Annotated in this window: 15 protein-coding genes; 6 read left to right on the top strand and 9 right to left on the bottom strand. The window is 63.3% G+C overall.

Annotation, left to right across the window (positions count from 1 at the left end):
- Nucleotides 1–22 precede the first annotated feature (22 nt).
- A complete protein-coding gene (locus ACF8FB_RS05515) occupies nt 23–1,381 on the bottom strand; it encodes a glutamine synthetase family protein (protein WP_010955710.1) in 1,359 nt (452 codons plus the stop codon).
- A gap of 41 nt (nt 1,382–1,422) precedes the next feature.
- Between ACF8FB_RS05515 and ACF8FB_RS05520 the strand changes: the two genes are divergently transcribed.
- Nucleotides 1,423–1,683 (top strand): hypothetical protein, encoded by a 261-nt coding sequence (locus ACF8FB_RS05520; protein WP_350298453.1) that lies wholly within the window; start codon nt 1,423–1,425, stop codon nt 1,681–1,683.
- Nucleotides 1,684–1,955: 272 nt separating this feature from the next.
- On the top strand, nt 1,956–3,332 hold the full coding sequence (locus ACF8FB_RS05525) for a glutamine synthetase family protein (protein ID WP_010955711.1): 1,377 nt from the start codon (nt 1,956–1,958) through the stop codon (nt 3,330–3,332).
- Between the two features lie 152 nt (nt 3,333–3,484).
- Here ACF8FB_RS05525 and argA read toward each other — a convergent pair whose 3' ends face one another.
- Together argA and argE are read right to left on the bottom strand one after the other, a co-directional pair.
- Nucleotides 3,485–4,783: an amino-acid N-acetyltransferase gene (gene argA / locus ACF8FB_RS05530; RefSeq protein ID WP_003253723.1), complete on the bottom strand. Its 1,299-nt coding sequence runs from the start codon at nt 4,781–4,783 to the stop codon at nt 3,485–3,487.
- A 124-nt stretch (nt 4,784–4,907) separates the two neighbouring features.
- Nucleotides 4,908–6,050, bottom strand: coding sequence for an acetylornithine deacetylase (argE, locus tag ACF8FB_RS05535; protein ID WP_350298452.1), 1,143 nt, complete (start codon nt 6,048–6,050; stop codon nt 4,908–4,910).
- Nucleotides 6,051–6,166: 116 nt separating this feature from the next.
- On the opposite strand from argE, the gene ACF8FB_RS05540 reads away from it, so the two are divergent.
- Complete coding sequence (locus ACF8FB_RS05540; RefSeq protein WP_010955713.1) at nt 6,167–7,534, top strand: inorganic triphosphatase; 1,368 nt, start codon at nt 6,167–6,169, stop codon at nt 7,532–7,534.
- 94 nt (nt 7,535–7,628) lie between these two features.
- Here ACF8FB_RS05540 and ACF8FB_RS05545 read toward each other — a convergent pair whose 3' ends face one another.
- Nucleotides 7,629–8,099 (bottom strand): Lrp/AsnC family transcriptional regulator, encoded by a 471-nt coding sequence (locus ACF8FB_RS05545; RefSeq protein ID WP_010955714.1) that lies wholly within the window; start codon nt 8,097–8,099, stop codon nt 7,629–7,631.
- A gap of 126 nt (nt 8,100–8,225) precedes the next feature.
- On the opposite strand from ACF8FB_RS05545, the gene ACF8FB_RS05550 reads away from it, so the two are divergent.
- From ACF8FB_RS05550 to ACF8FB_RS05560, 3 genes are all read left to right on the top strand, one after another.
- Nucleotides 8,226–8,531 (top strand): hypothetical protein, encoded by a 306-nt coding sequence (locus tag ACF8FB_RS05550; RefSeq protein WP_010955715.1) that lies wholly within the window; start codon nt 8,226–8,228, stop codon nt 8,529–8,531.
- A gap of 107 nt (nt 8,532–8,638) precedes the next feature.
- Complete coding sequence (locus ACF8FB_RS05555) at nt 8,639–10,312, top strand: GspE/PulE family protein (protein WP_392511105.1); 1,674 nt, start codon at nt 8,639–8,641, stop codon at nt 10,310–10,312.
- 88 nt (nt 10,313–10,400) lie between these two features.
- The gene (locus tag ACF8FB_RS05560; RefSeq protein WP_003253711.1) at nt 10,401–10,715 is read left to right on the top strand and encodes a DUF2388 domain-containing protein; all 315 of its coding nucleotides are present in this window, start codon (nt 10,401–10,403) and stop codon (nt 10,713–10,715) included.
- Nucleotides 10,716–10,780: 65 nt separating this feature from the next.
- On the opposite strand, the gene gcvP is transcribed toward ACF8FB_RS05560, so the two are convergent.
- The 5 genes from gcvP to ACF8FB_RS05585 all read right to left on the bottom strand — a co-directional run bounded on the left by gcvP (nt 10,781) and on the right by ACF8FB_RS05585 (nt 18,272).
- The gene (gene gcvP, locus ACF8FB_RS05565) at nt 10,781–13,654 is read right to left on the bottom strand and encodes an aminomethyl-transferring glycine dehydrogenase (RefSeq protein WP_010955717.1); all 2,874 of its coding nucleotides are present in this window, start codon (nt 13,652–13,654) and stop codon (nt 10,781–10,783) included.
- A gap of 196 nt (nt 13,655–13,850) precedes the next feature.
- On the bottom strand, nt 13,851–14,234 hold the full coding sequence (gene gcvH / locus ACF8FB_RS05570; RefSeq protein WP_020191591.1) for a glycine cleavage system protein GcvH: 384 nt from the start codon (nt 14,232–14,234) through the stop codon (nt 13,851–13,853).
- 51 nt (nt 14,235–14,285) lie between these two features.
- Nucleotides 14,286–15,368, bottom strand: a complete 1,083-nt coding sequence (gene gcvT / locus ACF8FB_RS05575) for a glycine cleavage system aminomethyltransferase GcvT (RefSeq protein WP_010955719.1) — start codon at nt 15,366–15,368, stop codon at nt 14,286–14,288.
- Between the two features lie 127 nt (nt 15,369–15,495).
- Complete coding sequence (locus ACF8FB_RS05580) at nt 15,496–17,118, bottom strand: iron ABC transporter permease (protein ID WP_274143909.1); 1,623 nt, start codon at nt 17,116–17,118, stop codon at nt 15,496–15,498.
- A gap of 152 nt (nt 17,119–17,270) precedes the next feature.
- Nucleotides 17,271–18,272, bottom strand: coding sequence for an extracellular solute-binding protein (locus tag ACF8FB_RS05585; protein ID WP_004575832.1), 1,002 nt, complete (start codon nt 18,270–18,272; stop codon nt 17,271–17,273).
- Nucleotides 18,273–18,291: the final 19 nt, after the last annotated feature.

Raw genomic sequence — 18,291 nt, forward strand, 5'->3', positions numbered from 1 at the left:
GCTCCTGCGGCACCAGGGTTGATCAGACAGCGAACAGCAGGAACTCACGCTCCCACGAACTGATGACGCGCTTGAAGTTTTCATGCTCGGCGCGCTTGGTAGCGACATACCCGGTGATGAATTTCTTGCCCAGGTACTGCACCAGCGCACGGCTGTTTTCCATGCGTTCCAAGGCGTCCTCGATGGTCAGGGGCAGGCGCAGGTTGCGGCGTTCGTAGCCACGGCCCTGCACTGGCGCGCTGGCCTCGATACCTTCGACCATGCCGATGTAGCCACACAGCAGGCTGGCGGCGATGGCCAGGTACGGGTTGGCGTCGGCGCCCGGCAGGCGGTTCTCGACGCGCCGGCTTTGCGGGCCGGCATCCGGTACGCGCAGGCCGACGGTGCGGTTTTCTTCGCCCCACTCCACGTTCACCGGCGCCGAAGTGTCGGGCAGGAAGCGGCGGAACGAGTTGACGTTGGGCGCGAACAGCGGCAGCGCCTCGGGGATGAACTTCTGCAGGCCGCCGATGTGGTTGAGGAACAGCGCGCTCATGCTGCCGTCTTCATTGCTGAAGATGTTCTTGCCGGTGGCCACGTCGACCACACTCTGGTGCAGGTGCATGGCACTGCCCGGCTCGCCGGTCATCGGTTTGGCCATGAAGGTGGCAGCCACGTTGTGCTTGAGCGCCGCCTCGCGCATGGTGCGCTTGAACACCAGGATCTGGTCGGCCAGGTGCAGGGCGTCGCCGTGACGGAAGTTGATTTCCATCTGCGCCGTGCCGTCTTCGTGGATCAGCGTGTCGAGGTCCAGCTGCTGCAGCTCGCACCAGTCGTAGACGTCTTCGAACAGCGGGTCGAATTCGTTGGCAGCTTCGATCGAGAACGACTGACGACCGGTTTCCGGGCGACCGGAACGGCCTACCGGGGGCTGCAGCGGAAAGTCCGGGTCTTCGCTGCGCTTGGTCAGGTAGAACTCCATCTCGGGGGCGACGATCGGCTGCCAGCCCTTGTCGGCGTATAGCTTGAGCACTTTCTTCAGCACGTTGCGCGGCGACAGTTCGACCGGGTTGCCCTTCTTGTCGTAGGTGTCGTGGATGACCTGTGCGGTCGGCTCGATGGCCCACGGCACGAGGAACACAGCGTTCTCATCAGGGCGGCAGATCATGTCGATGTCTGCCGGGTCGAGCAGTTCGTAATAGATGTCGTCGTCGACGTAGTCGCCGGTCACGGTCTGCAGCAGCACGCTCTCGGGCAGCCGCATGCCTTTTTCAGCGATGAATTTGTTGGTTGGCGAAATCTTGCCGCGCGTGATGCCGGTCAGGTCGCTGATCATGCATTCGACTTCGGTGATCTTGTGCTCTTTCAACCAATCGGTGAGCTGGTCGAGGTTGTTACTCATAAATACCTCAGGAGGTAAGGTGGTCCGCGACTTGATTCTGGATGGAGTCGATTGCTAAAGCAAAAACCCACGCGCAGAGCCACAGTGGATACACTGAAATCAGCTGTGTCCGTAATGAGTTCAAAAGGCAGGAAGGTGAAGCGAAAGGCGGCAAGCCGCTGCGAGGACCGGTCCGGGAACGCGAAACGTCAATTATTGCGGCCAGGGCGACCACGCCATTGACGAAGCTTGCAAAAACGACGGAGGTACCCGATGGCACTGCGCAGGCAATGCTTTCAGGTCGCGGCAAGCGGACCATGTGACCCTCGTATTATTGTGTTTTGGGTTGAAACCGAGCTTAGCCTTGTTCATTTTTTTACACAACACCTCCGTAAAAAATAAAACACGGCGCACCGGAGATAGCCCTTTACCCGGGAAATAGCGGATAATGGATTGCCCCGATATGCAGCAAATCTGCCGTAGATGTGCCATTTCAGGGCATCATGGGGTCGGCTTGACATCAGTATCTCTTTTCGATTGACTGGTCTTGCAAGCCCCCCTTGATTGATATTTTTAACAACAAAGGTGTTGCATCATGTCGGTACCCCCGCGTGCCGTTCAGCTTAACGAAGCGAACGCGTTCCTTAAGGAACATCCTGAGGTTCTCTACGTTGACCTTCTGATTGCAGATATGAATGGTGTGGTGCGTGGCAAGCGCATAGAGCGCACCAGCCTCCACAAGGTTTACGAGAAAGGCATCAATCTGCCGGCCTCCCTCTTTGCCCTGGACATCAACGGTTCCACCGTCGAAAGCACCGGGCTGGGCCTGGACATCGGCGATGCTGACCGCATCTGCTATCCAATCCCCGACACGCTCTGTAACGAGCCATGGCAAAAGCGCCCCACCGCCCAGCTGCTGATGACCATGCACGAGCTGGAAGGCGAGCCGTTCTTCGCCGACCCGCGCGAAGTGCTGCGTCAGGTGGTGACCAAGTTCGACGAACTGGGCCTGACTATCTGCGCCGCATTCGAGCTGGAGTTCTACCTGATCGACCAGGAGAACGTGAACGGCCGCCCGCAGCCACCACGCTCGCCAATTTCGGGCAAACGCCCGCAGTCGACCCAGGTGTACCTGATCGACGACCTCGACGAATATGCCGACTGCCTGCAGGACATCCTCGAAGGCGCGAAAGAACAAGGCATCCCGGCCGACGCCATCGTCAAGGAAAGCGCCCCGGCGCAGTTCGAAGTCAACCTGCACCACGTGGCCGACCCGCTCAAGGCCTGCGACTACGCGGTACTGCTCAAGCGGTTGATCAAGAACATCGCCTACGACCATGAAATGGACACCACCTTCATGGCCAAGCCCTATCCGGGCCAGGCAGGCAACGGCCTGCACGTGCACATTTCCGTGCTGGACAAAGATGGCAACAACATCTTCACCAGCGAGGATCCCGAGCAGAACGCCGCGCTACGTCACGCTGTCGGCGGTGTGCTCGAGACCCTGCCCGCGTCCATGGCCTTCCTTTGCCCGAACGTCAACTCGTACCGCCGCTTTGGCGCGCAGTTCTACGTGCCGAACGCGCCAAGCTGGGGCCTGGACAACCGCACCGTAGCGCTGCGCGTACCGACCGGCTCGGCCGATGCCGTGCGCATCGAGCACCGCGTCGCCGGTGCCGACGCCAACCCGTACCTGATGATGGCTGCCGTACTGGCTGGCGTGCACCATGGCCTGACCAACAAGATCGAGCCAGGCGCGCCGATCGAAGGCAACTCGTACGAGCAGCTGGAGCAGAGCCTGCCGAACAACCTGCGCGATGCCCTGCGCGAGCTGGACGACAGCGAGATCCTGAACAAGTACATCGATCCGAAGTACATCGACATCTTCGTCGCGTGCAAGGAAAGCGAGCTGGAAGAGTTCGAGCACTCGATCTCCGACCTCGAGTACAACTGGTACCTGCATACCGTGTAAACGAAAACGCCGCCCCTCAAGGGCGGCGTTTTTGTTTGAGACCGGTGTCGCCCTCTTCGCGGGCACGCCCGCTCCCGCAGGGTAATTTCGAAGGCTGAAGCCTGTGACTTACCTGTGGGAGCGGGCGTGCGCGCGAAGAGGGCGGCCCAGGCTTACAGGGGCTTCTCGAAAATCTTCGAATTGCGCTGGTAGTTGTACAGCGAAGCCCGCGCCGCCGGCAGCCGCTCCACGCCACTCGGCGCAAAGCCGCGCTCGCGGAACCAGTGCGCAGTGCGCGTAGTCAGCACGAACAAAGTACTCAAGCCCATCTGCCGTGCCCGGCTTTCGATGCGTTCCAGCAGCTCATCGCCACGCCCGCCATGGCGGTACTCCGGGTTCACAGCCAGGCAAGCCAGCTCCCCTGCTTCGGAATCGGCAATCGGGTACAGCGCCGCACAGGCGATGATCATGCCCTCGCGCTCGACCACGCTGAACTGCTCGATCTCTCGCTCCAGCACTTCGCGCGAGCGGCGCACCAGGATGCCCTGCTCTTCCAGCGGGCTGATCAATTCCAGCAGGCCACCGACGTCCTCGATGGTCGCCTCGCGCACCACTTCGAACTGCTCCTGCGACACCAGCGTACCGCCACCGCCCCGTGTGAACAGCTCGGTGAGCAGCGCGCCGTCCTCGGCATAGCTGACGATATGGCTGCGCGCCACACCGCCTTTGCAAGCCTCGGCCGCAGCATCCAGCAGTTCGCCCTGGTAATCGCTGCCTAGACGCTGCAGATGCGGAGCAACCTGCTGCGGGCGCAGTTCGCGCACCAGCCTACCGTCAGCGTCCAACAGGCCCGGCTCGGCGCCGAACAGCAGCAACTTGTCGGCGCCCAGTTCGATGGCCGCGCGGGTAGCCACGTCTTCGCAGGCCAGGTTGAAGATTTCCCCGGTAGGCGAGTAGCCCAAGGGCGACAACAGCACGATGGAACGCTCGTCGAGCAGGCGGCTGATGCCCTTGCGGTCGACCCGGCGTACTTCGCCAGTGTGGTGGTAGTCCACGCCTTCGAGCACGCCGATCGGCCGCGCGGTGACCAGGTTGCCGGAGGCCACGCGCAGGCGCGAGCCCTGCATCGGCGAAGCGGCGATGTCCATCGACAGCCGCGCTTCAATGGCCAGGCGCAGGGCGCCGACGGCATCGATCACGCAGTCCAGGGTGGCCGCATCAGTAATACGCATGCCCCGGTGGTAGTGCGGGGTCAGGCCGCGATCGGCCAGCCGGCTTTCGATCTGCGGGCGCGAGCCATGCACCAGCACCAGCCGCACGCCGAGGCTGTGCAGCAGCACCAGGTCGTGGACGATATTGCCGAAATTAGGGTGTTCCACCCCATCGCCAGGGAGCATGACCACGAAGGTGCAGTCGCGATGGGCATTGATATAGGGGGATGCATGACGCAGCCAGTTGACGTAATCGGGCATGACAGGGCCTGTGGATAAGTGGACGGAGAACGGCGATGCAGGGGGCGTTCAGGATCATCGTCGGAACAGGCTTGCGGTCACGCGCGGTCTCCTCTAGGCAGGAACGAATCAGTTCGATTGACGTTTAGTGCAGGCAATAGTGCCGGATCAGGTCACGCAATAGACGCACGGTAGGCTCGATTCGTGACATTTCAAGGTATTCGCCGGGCTGGTGGGCACAGGCAATGTCGCCAGGGCCCAGCACGATGGTCTGGCAGCCCAGTTGCTGAAGATAAGGTGCTTCGGTGCCGAACGCCACCGCTTCAGCGCGATGGCCAGTCAGGCGCTCCGCGACCTGTACCAGTTCGACATCGGCTGCCTGCTCGAACGGCGGCACCTCCGGGAACAGCGGCGCATAGTCGATGCGCACCTCATGGCGCTCGGCCACGGGTACCAGCTTTTCGCGAATGGCCGCGCGCAGCTGGTCCACGTCCATGCCCGGCAGCGGCCGCAGGTCGAACTCCAGGGCGCACTGGCCGCAGATACGGTTGGGGTTGTCACCGCCGTGGATGCAGCCGAAGTTCATGGTCGGGGTCGGCACGGTGAATTGCGGGTTGCTATAGGTTTGTTGCCACTGCTGGCGCAGGACCATCAGCTCGCCCATGACCGCATGCATGGCCTCCATGGCGCTGCGGCCCAGGCTTGGGTCCGACGAATGGCCGCTGCGACCGAGGATGTCGATGCGGTCCATGAGGATGCCCTTGTGCATGCGGATCGGCCGCAGCCCGGTAGGCTCACCGATGATCGCTGCACGGCCCAGTGGCTGGCCGGCCTCGGCCAGGGCACGGGCGCCGGACATGGAGCTTTCTTCGTCGCAGGTGGCAAGGATCAGCAGCGGCTCCTTGAAGTCGTGCTCCAGCAGCGGGATGACCGCTTCGATGACCAGGGCGAAGAAGCCCTTCATGTCGCAGCTGCCCAGGCCGACCCAACGGCCATCGGTCTCGGTCAGCTTCAGCGGGTCGCTGGCCCACAGCTGTTCGTCATAGGGCACGGTATCGCTGTGCCCGGCCAGCACCAGCCCTCCCGGGCCGGTGCCACGGCTGGCCAGCAGGTTGAACTTGCCGGGGCTGACCTGCTGGATATCGCACTTGAAACCCAGGTCGCCCAGCCAACCGGCCAGCAGGTCGATAACCTGGCGGTTGGACTGGTCCAGCGCAGGTTGGGTACAGCTGACCGAAGGCGCGGCGATCAAGGCGGCAAACTGGTCTTTCAGCGTCGGCAACGGCATGCGCGTACTCCTCGGAAACGTTGCCCATCATAGGACTATCCGCTGTCTGGAATAAACCGTTGAGGGCTGACTGCTGTAGACTCTCTGCCAACCACGCCCCCTCTTTCGAGTCTGTGATGCACAAAGAAACCGAACTGAAGCTCCGCGCCAGCCGCGAGACCCTTGCCGCCCTGCGCGAGCACCCTCTGCTGAAAAAGCGCAACAAGTCCGGCTGGCAGACCCGTGAACTGCTCAACCAGTACTTCGACACCCCCGAGCGTGAGCTGTCCGCCGCCCGTGTCGCCCTGCGCCTGCGCCGCGATGGCGACGCTGTCATCCAAACCCTCAAGTGCCGCGGCCAGAGCGTGGCTGGCCTGTCAGAGCGCAACGAGTACGAATGGAACCTGGACAAGGTCAAGCTCGACCTGAAGAAGCTGGACGCCACCTGCTGGCCCGAGCAACTGGCCAACCTGGACAAGAAAACCATCAAGCCGCTGTTCACCACCGACTTCAGCCGTGAATACGCTGAAATCGCCTGGGGCCGTGGCAAGAGCAAGGTGGTGATCGAGGCTGCACTGGACCAAGGCTTCGTGATCGCCGGCAAGCGCAAGGAAGAGATCTGCGAGCTGGAGCTGGAGCTGCGTGAAGGTGAACCGCAAGCACTGCTGGAACTGGCTGCAGAACTGGCCGCCAGCCTGCCACTGATGCCGTGCGACATCAGCAAGGCTGAGCGCGGTTACCGCCTGCTGGAACCGGACAGCTACGAGCTGGACCTGCCGCACACCGCGCTGGACGCCGAAATGGCCCTGGACGACGCCTATGCCGCCCTCGCCTGGCAGCTGCTGGGCAGCAGCCAGCGCCTGGCCGAGCAGTACCGCCACAACGGCCACTGGCGCCTGCTCCAGGACTGGGTCGAGTGCCTGAGCGAGCTGCGCGCGCTCACCGCCAGCCTGGGCCAGGCAGCACCGCGCGCCACCACCCGCGACCTGCGCGCCAGCCTTGATGCCTTGCTTGAGGACTGGCGCCCGCTGGTGCAGGCCGGCAACGATGACGAAGACATCCGTCGCGCCGCGCCCGAGCAGTTTGCCGAAGAGCTGGAAGACGTACGCTGGGGCCAGTTCTCGCTGGAAACCTCACGCTGGCTGATGGCCCGGACCTGGACCGCAGAGCGCAAGGGCCGCGGCGAACGCCAGGGCAAGGCGCAACTGGCCAGCTGGCTGGGGCACCTGCTGGGCGAGGAAGGCCGCGCGCTGAAGCTGCCGCTGTACACCCAGCGCCCGGAAGACCTGGCCGAGCAGCTGCCACGTATCGAGCAACTTCTGGCCTGGCTGCACCACGCCCGCCAGGTGCTGGAAGCGCCGCAAATGGACCGCTTGTACGGCGACCTGAAAAAGCTGCACGAGCTGGCCGAGCAGCCCATCAGCGATGAAGTGCTGGAAGCGCGTATCGAACAGGCTCGGGCGGTGGACCAGAGCCGCGGCTGGAAGCACCTGCTCAAGGCGTGATACCGCGTCGCCTGCTTCGCGGGTAAACCCGCTCCTACAAAGGTTCGCGCCAGGCGTGAGGCCGGTGTAGGCGCGGGTTTACCCGCGAATGGCCTCACCGCGGTAGCGGCAGGCTAGTGGTGGACTTGATCTCGGAAAGCGCCACAATCGAGTTCACCTCCTGAATCCCCGGCACGTTCGACAGTTTTTCGAAGAAGAACCGCTCGTAGGCCTCGATGTCCGACGTGACGATTCGCAGCAGAAAGTCCACGGCCCCCATCAGCACATAACACTCCAGCACCTCAGGGAACCCGCGGATCGCCTCGGTGAACTCGGTAAAGTTGGAGCGCCCATGGGCGTTCAGTTTCACTTCGGCGAAAATCTGCGTGTTCAGGCCGACCTTCTTGCGGTCCAGCAAGGTCACCTGCCCACGAATCACCCCCTCTTCCTTCAAGCGCTGAATGCGCCGCCAGCACGGCGATTGCGACAGCCCGACGCGCTCTGCGATCTGTGCACTGGACAGCGAAGCGTCCTCCTGCAGCAGCTCGAGGATGCGACGGTCGTAGGCGTCCAGCTCGCTGTGCATTATTTATTCTCCACACCATATTTTCTTGAATAAAAAAATTCGCCAAGTGAGCGAAATCACCCAATCATAGCGAAAAAATACCGCCAGCAACGTGCAAGAATTTCTCCCTCATTTGCGGAGACCAGTATGAACGCACAGCCCCGTACCGACGCCTGGGCCGCCAACAACGCCCACAGCACCGTGCACTATCGCCTGCAGGCCGAGGCCGAGCCCGATAGCCTGTGCCGGGTGCTCAACCTGTTCGCCTTGCAGTTCCTGACCCCGCATAGCGTGCAGGTCAGCCAGCAGGATGACTGGCTGGATATCGAAATCGGCATTGGCGGGTTGAGCTGGCACCGGGCCGAGGTCATTGCACAGAAACTGCGTAACCTGGTGTGTGTGGGTGAGGTGAGCCTGACCAACTTGCAGCGAGTGGCGTTGGCAGTGGTCTGAGCGTCCGGCACCGACGCAGCAAAATCCCGAAACCCTTCAGCTCCGATCGCTTTTCGCCGCCCGGCTAGCCTTGATCAGCACTACCCGATCAGGCACGGACGCCAACCATGCACACCCCCGACAACCCCGCACTCGACCTCAAGCGCGTGCTCCAGGCCCTGCTCGCTGACCAGCACCTGCACGCCAGCGATACCCTGCAAGTACTCGAACACGCCGCTGCCCACCCCGCTAGCCACCCGCTGGAGCACATCGCCGCCTGCAGCCTGGAAAGCCGCCAGCACCCCGGCCAGCCCCTGGACTTGGAGCACCTTTGCCAGTGGCTGGCCGACAAGGTCGGCCAACCCTACCTGCGCATCGACCCCATGCAACTCGACCTGCCCCAGGTCACCAGCCTGATCTCCCCAGCCTTCGCCCAGCGCCACGGCATCCTCATCGTCGCGGCCGATGCCTCCAGCGTCACCGTCGCCAGCGCCCAGCCTTTCCAGGATGACTGGCAGGCCGACCTGGCCCGCAGCCTCGGCCGGTCGATCCGTCGCGTACTGGCCAGCCCGCAGCAGATCCGTCAGTCAGCGCAGTCGTTCCACCGCCTGGCCCAGTCGGTAAAAGGCGCGCAATACCAGCAGTCGGCGAGCCTGGGGGAACTTGAGCAATTGCTTGAGCTGGGCAAACGCCAGACCGAGGCCAGCGCAGACGACGCGCATATCGTGCATATCGTCGACTGGCTGTTGCAGTACGCCATCGAGCAACGCGCCAGCGATATCCACCTGGAACCACGCCGCGAACAGGGCCAGCTGCGCTACCGTATCGATGGCCTGCTGCACACCGTCTACGCCTTCCCCGCCGGGGTCACCCTGGCCCTCGTCAGCCGCCTGAAACACCTGGGCCGCATGGACGTTGCAGAGAAGCGCCGGCCGCAGGACGGCCGGCTGCAAAGCCGCCTACCCGGTGGTGGCGAAGTGGAGCTGCGGCTTTCGACCCTGCCCACCCCATTTGGCGAGAAACTGGTGTTGCGCCTGTTCGACCCGCACCAGTTGCAAGAGGGCTTCGACCGCCTTGGCCTGCACGGCCAGCAACTGGCCCAATGGCAGCGCCTGCTTCGTCAGCGCCAAGGCATCATCCTGGTCACCGGCCCCACCGGCTCCGGCAAGACCAGCACGCTGTACACCAGCCTCAAACTGCTGGCCACACCACAGGTCAACCTGTGCACCATCGAAGACCCGATCGAGCGCCTGGAGCCAGCCTTCAACCAGTTGCAGGTGCAGCCCGCGCTGGACCTGGGGTTTGCCAACGCGGTCAGGGCCATGCTGCGCCAAGACCCCGACATCATCATGATCGGCGAAATCCGCGACCGCGAAACCGCTCTGGTGGCGGTGCAGGCAGCGCTGACCGGGCACCTGGTGCTATCGACCCTGCATACCAACGACGCCTGCGCAGCAATCACCCGTTTGCAAGAGCTGGGTGTGGCCGACTACCTGATCAAGGCGACGCTTATCGGGGTGATGGCCCAGCGCCTGGTGCGAACCGTCTGCACCGACTGCCAGACAGGTTCATCAGCCACCTGCCGAGCCTGCCGCGGCACCGGTTTTCAGGGGCGCACGGGATTATTCGAACTGCTCGAGCCCAGCGACACCTTGCGCGCATTGATCGGCCCTGATGCCGACCTGACCTGTTTGCGGCGCCAGGCGCTGGCCGATGGCCTGGTTGACCTGCGCCGTTGCGGCGAGGCCAAGGTGGCCGCTGGGCAGACCCGTGCCGAGGAAGTGCTGCGCGTCTGCAACTGACGAAAAGTCCTTTGTATTCAAGGAACTTGCCTTGCCCGAAAAGATCCAAGCGCGCATCTTCAACCATCACCCTTCGAGGTGTTTCAACATGCGTCTCAAAACCGCCATTGCCGCCGCTACCTTGCTTTCGCTGCCTCTTGGCTCGGCCATGGCCGATACCTTCTGGCGTAACGTGATGACTTCCGGTGCTACCACGGCGTCGAGCTACCTGACCTCGCGGGATCACAAGCTGGTAGTGGCCGCGCAGGATGACGCCAGCAGCTTCGTCGCCAGCGAAGGCGCGATCCGCGGGCCGTTCCTGGAAGCGGCCATGCGCGAGGCACGGGCAGAGAACCCAGGGATGCAGGCTTCCGACATGGAGTTGGCCAATGCCATCCTGGCCAAGAATGCGGTAGCCGAGTAACTGCGTCGCCTGCTTCGCGGGTGAACCCGCTCCTACAGGCACCCGCGAAGCATCCAACACCAACCTCAGCGATAAGCCTCCACCGGCACACACGCACAGAACAGGTTCCTGTCCCCATACACGTTGTCTACCCGGTTCACCGCCGGCCAGTATTTGTGCTGGCGCACGTGAGCACTGGGGGCCACCGCCTGCTCCAGGCTATACGGTCTGTCCCATACCCCCAAGACATCAGCCAAGGTATGCGGTGCATGTTTCAGCGGGTTGTTCTCCGCTGGCCAGTTGCCCTGCTGTACTTCGTCAATTTCCGCCCGAATTGCCAGCATCGCCTCGACGAACCGATCCAGCTCGGCCTTCGATTCACTCTCGGTCGGCTCCACCATCAACGTGCCCGGCACCGGGAACGACATGGTCGGTGCGTGGAAGCCATAGTCCATCAGGCGCTTGGCCACGTCCTCTTCGCTGATGCCTGTCAGCGCTTTCAACGGCCGCAGGTCGAGGATGCATTCATGCGCCACGCGCTGGTTGCGCCCGCGGTAGAGCACCGGGAACGCCGCGCCCAACTGGCTGGCCAGGTAGTTGGCCGAAAGGATAGCCACCTCGCTGGCGTCGGCCAGCTGCGGGCCCATCATGGCGATGTACATCCAGCTGATCGGCAAGATGCTTGCGCTGCCCCAGGGCGCGGCGCTGACCGCGCTGTTGTTCGGGTCCAACCCAGGCACCGGCACCACCGGATGGCTGGCGACGAACGGCTTGAGGTGCGCGCGGATACCGATCGGCCCCATACCCGGGCCGCCGCCGCCGTGGGGAATGCAGAACGTCTTGTGCAGGTTCATGTGTGAAACGTCGGCCCCAATGTCTGCGGGGCGCGCCAGGCCCACCTGGGCGTTGAGGTTGGCACCGTCCATGTAAACCTGGCCGCCGTACTGGTGCACCACATCGCAGATTTCGCGTATCCCCTCTTCGTACACGCCGTGGGTCGATGGGTAGGTGATCATCAGGCACGACAGACGCTCCCCGGCCGCATGCGCCTTGGCTTTGAGGTCAGCCAGGTCGACGTTGCCATCGTTGTCGCAATCGACGATCACCACTTCCATGCCGGCCATCTGTGCCGACGCCGGGTTGGTGCCGTGGGCCGACGACGGGATCAGGCACAACGTGCGCATCGGCTGGTGGCGGCTGCAGTGATAGCGGGTAATGGCCATCAGGCCGGCGTATTCACCCTGAGCACCGGAGTTGGGCTGCATGCAGATCGCATCGAAGCCGGTGATCGCGCACAGCCAGCTTTCCAGTTCGTCGATCATCGCCTTGTAGCCCGCTGCCTGGGCCGCCGGGGCGAACGGGTGCAGCTGGGCAAAACCGGGCCAGGTGATGGGGATCATCTCACTGGTGGCGTTGAGCTTCATGGTGCACGAGCCCAACGGTATCATCGACTGGTTCAGCGCCAGGTCCTTGTTCTCTAGCTGCTTGAGGTAGCGCAGCATCTCTGTTTCGCTGTGATGCAGGTTGAACACCGGATGGGCGAGGAATGGCGTGCGTCGCACCAGGCTGGCGGGGATGCCTTCAGGCAGGGCCAGCTGATCGAGGGCGGTGATTTCCAGGCCATGATCCACCCCCAGGAAGATGTCGAGCAGGCGCAGCACCGTCTGTTCGGTGCAGGTTTCGTCCAGGCTCACCCCCAGGTGCCCGCGACCGAGAATGCGCAAATTGATGTGCGCGGCCTCGGCGCTTTCAATGATGGCCGCCTGGGCACCGCCAACATTCAGGGTAAGGGTGTCGAAGAAGTGCTGATTGAGGCGTTTGATGCCTTTGGCCTCAAGGCCGGCTGCCAGGATGAAGGTCAACCGGTGCACACGCTGCGCGATGCGTTGCAGGCCTTCCGGGCCGTGGTACACCGCGTAGAAGCCGGCAATGTTGGCCAACAGCACCTGGGCCGTGCAGATGTTGGAGTTGGCCTTTTCGCGGCGAATATGCTGCTCGCGGGTTTGCAGGGCCATCCGTAATGCGGTGTTGCCACGGGCATCGCGCGATACGCCGATGATGCGCCCCGGCATGGCTCGCTTGTAGTCGTCGCGACAGGCGAAATAGGCCGCGTGAGGCCCGCCGTAGCCCATCGGCACACCAAAGCGCTGGGTCGAGCCCAGCACCACATCGGCGCCGAGCTCTCCGGGCGGTGCCAGCACCACCAGGCTCAGCAGGTCAGCGGCTACGCAGGCCAGGGCCTGCTGGCTGTGCAACTGGTCGATCAGCGGGCGCAAATCGCGCACTTCGCCGTGGGTGTCCGGGTACTGCAGCAAGGCGCCGAACACCGAGTGCTTGGCAAGGTTATCCACAGAATCGACGATCAGCTCGAAGCCGAAGCCTTCGGCGCGGGTCTTGAGTACCGATAGGGTCTGCGGATGGCAGTGCTCGTCGGCAAAGAAGGCGTTGCTCTTGTTGCGTGCCACCCGCTTGGCCAGGGCCATGGCTTCGGCGGCAGCGGTGGCTTCATCGAGCAGCGAGGCATTGGCCAGAGGCAGGCCGGTGAGGTCGATGACCATTTGCTGGAAGTTCAGCAGCGCCTCCAGCCGGCCTTGGGCAATTTCGGGTTGGTAGGGCGTGTAGGCGGTGTACCAGCCAGGGTTTTCCAGCACGTTGCGCAGGATGACCGTGGGGGTGATGGTGCCGTGGTAGCCCATGCCGATGAGGCTGGTCCAGACCTGGTTCTGTTCGGCGTAACCGGCGAGCTTGGCCAGGGCGGCTTGCTCGTCCAGTGCCGCTGGGAGGTCGAGGGGGCGATTGAGGCGGATGTCTGGCGGAACGGTCTGCTCGATCAGCTCGTTGCGGCTGGCGATACCCAGCGCGTTGAGCATGGCCTGCTGCTCTGTGGCATCGGGGCCCAGGTGGCGACGCAGAAACGGGTTGAGCTCTTGCAGTTGATGCAGGGATGGCGACTGGGACATGACGACGCTCTCTTCCTAGACCAGGCCTCATGGAAACTTACAAGTCTAGGAAGGGATTGCCGATTGTGCGGGGAAACTTGTTTGCAGGCCCGGCCTCTTCGCGGCTAAAGCCGCTCCTACAGGGGCTGCACCCGTCTCGAATGCAGTGCTGTACCTGTGTAGGAGCGGCTTTAGCCGCGAAGCAAGCAACGCGGTCTTACTCGCCAATCAGCGCCTGGTAGCCAGCCGCATCCAGCAACTTGTCCAGCTCGGCCGGGTTGCTTGGCTTCAATTTGAAGATCCACGAACCGTAAGGCTCTTCGTTCAGCAGTTCCGGGCTATCGGCCAGCTCTTCGTTGACCGCAATCACTTCGCCACCGACCGGGGCATAGATGTCCGAAGCGGCCTTGACCGACTCGACCACACCCGCAGCGTCGCCAGCGCCAAACACTTTGCCGACTTCAGCCAGCTCGACGAATACCACATCACCCAAGGCTTGCTGGGCGTGATCGCTGATACCCACGGTCACACTGCCGTCGGCTTCCAGGCGAGCCCACTCATGGCTTTCGGCAAAACGCAGTTCGGCGGGGATATTGCTCATGTCTTGAATTCCTCGATTGGCTCAGCGGTACGCCCGCCGGTTATAAATTGTTCAGATCAGAATCTTGCCGTGGCGCACGAAGGTCGGTTTGACCACCCGCACCGGGTACCACTTGCCGCGAATTTCCACCTCGGCCCGATCCCCGGTAGCCATAGGCACACGCGCCAACGCAATGGACTTGCTCAGCGTAGGCGAGAAACTACCACTGGTGATCTCCCCTTCGCCAATGCCGGCTACACGCACGACCTGATGGGCGCGCAGTACACCGCGCTCTTCCAGCACCAGACCCACCAGCTTTTCCTGCACGCCGTGCTCGATTTCCGCAAGCAGGCCGACACGGCCGATGAAGTTGCGCTCGGCCGGTTCCCAGGCGATGCTCCAGCCCAGGTTGGAGGTGAGCGGGGTGTGGTTTTCGTCGATGTCCTGGCCGTACAGGTTCATGCCGGCTTCCAGGCGCAGGGTATCGCGGGCGCCCAGGCCGCTTGGGGCGATACCGGCGCCGACCAGGTCGTTGAAGAAGGCCACCGCCTGATCGCCCGGGAAGATGATCTCCAGGCCGTCCTCACCGGTATACCCGGTGCGGGCAATGAACCAGTCGCCGTCGGCAACGCCCTCGAACGGGCGCAGTTCGCGGATGAGTGCAGCGCGCGCGGGGCTGAGCAGGGCCGCCACCTTTTCGCGGGCACGCGGCCCCTGGATGGCAAGGATGGCCAGATCAGGGCGGACCTGGAAGTCCACGGAAAAACCGGCGCGTTGCAATTGCAGCCAATCGAGCACCTTGGCACGGGTGGCGGCATTGGTGACCAGGCGATAGCCGGTTTCAGTGCGGTAGACAATCAGATCATCGATCACCCCGCCCTGTTCGTTCAGCAGCGGGCTATACAGCGCCTTGCCGGGGTCGTCGAGGCGGGCCACGTCGTTGGCCAGCAGGCGCTGCAGCCAAACTGTGGCATCAGTGCCGTCGACATCGATCACGGTCATATGAGAAACATCGAAGACGCCGCAATCGCTGCGCACCTGATGGTGCTCCTCGACCTGCGAGCCATAGTGCAGGGGCATGTCCCAGCCACCGAAATCGACCGTCTTGGCGCCTAGCGCCAGGTGCAGGTCATACAAAAGCGTGCGCTGTCCCATGGGTTTCTCCTTCCGGGCGTGGCGAAGCGGCGGCGGTCGATGACGTTGGGTCGTCAGCTTTTCTTGTTACTCACACCCGCCGCGCGAATGCCGCGCATTGTAGCCGCAAGGTCGCAAACTGACATCCTCAGTGACTGTGACCGGGTCGACGGGCCGAACGGCGAATCAGGCCGATGACCGGCAGCAGGCCCACCAATACCAAGGTCAGTGCCGGCAGCGAGGCGCGCGCCCACTCGCCCTCGCTGGTCATCTCGAACACCCGCACGGCGAGGGTATCCCAGCCGAACGGCCGCATCAGCAACGTGGCGGGCATTTCCTTGAGCACATCGACGAACACCAGCAGCGCGGCGCCAAGCGCCCCCGGCACCAGCAGCGGCAGATACACCTTGAAAAACAATCTTGCGCCGCCAACACCCAGGCTGCGCGAGGCTTCAGGGAGTGAAGGGCGGATGCGCTCCAGGCTGCTCTCCAGCGGCCCGTAGGCCACCGCGATGAAGCGCACCAGGTAGGCCAGCAGCAACGCCGAGAGGCTACCTAGCAGCAGCGGCTTGCCGGCGCCGCCCAGCCAACTGGACAACGGGATGACCAGGTGGTTGTCGAGGTAACTGAAGGCCAGCATGATCGATACCGCCAACACCGAACCGGGCAGGGCATACCCCAGATTGGCCAGGCCAACCCCGGCGCGGATACCGCCCGTCGGTGCCTGGCGCCGGGCAAAGGCCAGCAGCAGCGCCACGCATACCGTGACCAGCGCCGCCATGCTGCCCAGGTACAGGGTGTGCAGCACCAGGCCGATATAACGCTCATCCAGGTCATGCCGACCGCGTTGCCAGAACCACACCAGCAACTGCAGCAGCGGGATGACGAAAGCGCAGGCGAACACCAGCAGGCACCAGCCACTGGCCAACAGCGCCTTGAGGCCGCGCAGGTGATACAGCGCCTGCGCGCGCGGCCGTTCGTTGCCGCTCCGGCTGGCACCGCGGGCGCGGCGCTCGCCGTACAGCACCAGCATCACCGCCAGCAGCAGCAGGCTGGCCAACTGGGCCGCACTGGACAAGCTGAAAAAGCCGTACCAGGTCTTGTAGATGGCCGTGGTGAAGGTGTCGAAGTTGAATACGGCCACTGCACCGAAGTCGGCCAGGGTTTCCATCAGCGCCAGGGCGATACCGGCACCGATCGCCGGCCGAGCCATGGGTAAGGCCACCCGCCAGAACGCCTGCAGGGGCGATAACCCAAGTACCCGCGCCGCCTCCATCAGGCCCTTGCCCTGAGCCAGGAAAGCCGTGCGCGCCAACAAGTAGACATAGGGATAGAAGACCAGCACCAGGACGGTGATTACCCCACCGGTGGAACGCACCCGAGGCAGGCGCATTGGCCCGAACACCTCGCGCAGGGCGCTTTGCACCGGGCCGGCAAAGTCCAGCAGGCCGACGAAGACGAACGCCAGCACGTAGGCCGGGATGGCGAACGGTAACATCAGCGCCCAGTCCAGCCAGCGCCGACCGGGGAAGTCGCAGAGGCTGGTAAGCCAGGCCAGGCTGACGCCCAGCACGGTGACACCAATGCCCACGCCCACCACCAGGGTCAGGGTATTGCCAAGCAGGCGCCCCATCTGGGTGTCGAGCAGATGAGACCAGATCTGCAGGTCGATGGATTGCCAGGACAACAGCAGCACGCTCAGGGGCAGCAGCACCAAGGCGGCGATCAGGGAGACCGGGAGGTACCAGCGGCGTTGGGGGGTGTGGGGCAAGGCTGAAATCTCGAGTGCGATGGCGACCGCTGCGCGGTCGTTCGCGGGTAAACCCGCTCCTACGGGGACCGCGCAAGGCAGTGCAGATCCTGTAGGAGCGGGTTTACCCGCGAAAGGGCCCTAACGGGCCCAAAGAGGATAAAGCCTGGCGCTTAGTTGTAGCCAGCCCGATCCATCAGGCGAATGGCTTCAGCCTGGCGCTTGCCGGCAATTTCCACCGGAATGCTGTCGGCCTTGAAGCTGCCCCACGCCGCCACTTCCTCCGATGGTTTCACCTTCGGGTTGGCCGGGAACTCCTGGTTGATATCAGCAAACAGCTTTTGCGCTTCTTCGCCGGTCATCCATTCCACCAGTTTCTTCGCGGCTTCCGGGTGTGGCGCATGCTTGGTCAGGCCGATGCCCGACAGGTTCACGTGCACGCCACGGTCACCCTGGTTGGGCCAGAAGATCTTCACCGGCAGGTTCGGGTTCTGCTTGTGCAGACGGCCGTAGTAGTAGGTGTTGACCACGCCCACATCACATTGCCCGGCCTCGATGGCCTGGATCACCGCGTTGTCGTCGGAGAACACATCGGTGGACAGGTTGTTGACCCACCCTTTGACGATTTGCTCGGTCTTGGCCTCACCGTGGGTTTCGATCAGGGTGGCGGTCAGCGACTGGTTGTACACCTTCTTGGCCGTGCGCAGGCACAGACGGCCTTCCCACTGTTTGTCAGCCAGGGCTTCGTAGGTGCTCAACTCCTCGGGTTTGACCCGCTCGGTGGAGTAGATGATGGTGCGGGCGCGCAGGCTCAGGCCGGTCCAGTCATGGGACGAGGCGCGGTACTGCGCCGGGATGTTCTGGTCGATGACGTCGGACTCGATCGGCTGCAGAATGCCCATCTGCTCGGCCTGCCACAGGTTGCCTGCATCGACGGTCAGCAGCAGGTCGGCCACGCCGTTATCGCCCTCGGCCTTGATGCGCTGCATCAGCGGGGCTTCCTTGTCGGTGATGAACTTGATCTTGACCCCGGTCTTGGCGGTATAGGCATCGAACACCGGCTTGATCAGCTCGTCGATGCGCGAGGAGTACACCACCACTTCGTCCGCTGCCTGGGCAGTGCCGCCGAACAGGGTCAGGGCCAAGGCGGCCAGTAGGGGCTTGCGTGGCAACATTTTAAGCACTCCTCGATCG

The sequence above is a fragment of the Pseudomonas sp. yb_2 genome (assembly GCF_043103905.1).
GTDB lineage: Bacteria > Pseudomonadota > Gammaproteobacteria > Pseudomonadales > Pseudomonadaceae > Aquipseudomonas > Aquipseudomonas alloputida.

Coding starts and splice junctions, on each gene's coding strand:
- ACF8FB_RS05520 (WP_350298453.1), top strand. CDS start 1,423: ATGGAGTCGATTGCTAAAGCAAAAACCCACGCGCAGAGCCACAGTGGA.
- ACF8FB_RS05545 (WP_010955714.1), bottom strand. CDS start 8,099: ATGCACAGCGAGCTGGACGCCTACGACCGTCGCATCCTCGAGCTGCTG.
- ACF8FB_RS05560 (WP_003253711.1), top strand. CDS start 10,401: ATGCGTCTCAAAACCGCCATTGCCGCCGCTACCTTGCTTTCGCTGCCT.
- ACF8FB_RS05515 (WP_010955710.1), bottom strand. CDS start 1,381: ATGAGTAACAACCTCGACCAGCTCACCGATTGGTTGAAAGAGCACAAG.
- ACF8FB_RS05585 (WP_004575832.1), bottom strand. CDS start 18,272: ATGTTGCCACGCAAGCCCCTACTGGCCGCCTTGGCCCTGACCCTGTTC.
- ACF8FB_RS05525 (WP_010955711.1), top strand. CDS start 1,956: ATGTCGGTACCCCCGCGTGCCGTTCAGCTTAACGAAGCGAACGCGTTC.
- argA (WP_003253723.1), bottom strand. CDS start 4,783: ATGCCCGATTACGTCAACTGGCTGCGTCATGCATCCCCCTATATCAAT.
- argE (WP_350298452.1), bottom strand. CDS start 6,050: ATGCCGTTGCCGACGCTGAAAGACCAGTTTGCCGCCTTGATCGCCGCG.
- gcvP (WP_010955717.1), bottom strand. CDS start 13,654: ATGTCCCAGTCGCCATCCCTGCATCAACTGCAAGAGCTCAACCCGTTT.
- gcvT (WP_010955719.1), bottom strand. CDS start 15,368: ATGGGACAGCGCACGCTTTTGTATGACCTGCACCTGGCGCTAGGCGCC.
- ACF8FB_RS05550 (WP_010955715.1), top strand. CDS start 8,226: ATGAACGCACAGCCCCGTACCGACGCCTGGGCCGCCAACAACGCCCAC.
- ACF8FB_RS05540 (WP_010955713.1), top strand. CDS start 6,167: ATGCACAAAGAAACCGAACTGAAGCTCCGCGCCAGCCGCGAGACCCTT.
- gcvH (WP_020191591.1), bottom strand. CDS start 14,234: ATGAGCAATATCCCCGCCGAACTGCGTTTTGCCGAAAGCCATGAGTGG.
- ACF8FB_RS05555 (WP_392511105.1), top strand. CDS start 8,639: ATGCACACCCCCGACAACCCCGCACTCGACCTCAAGCGCGTGCTCCAG.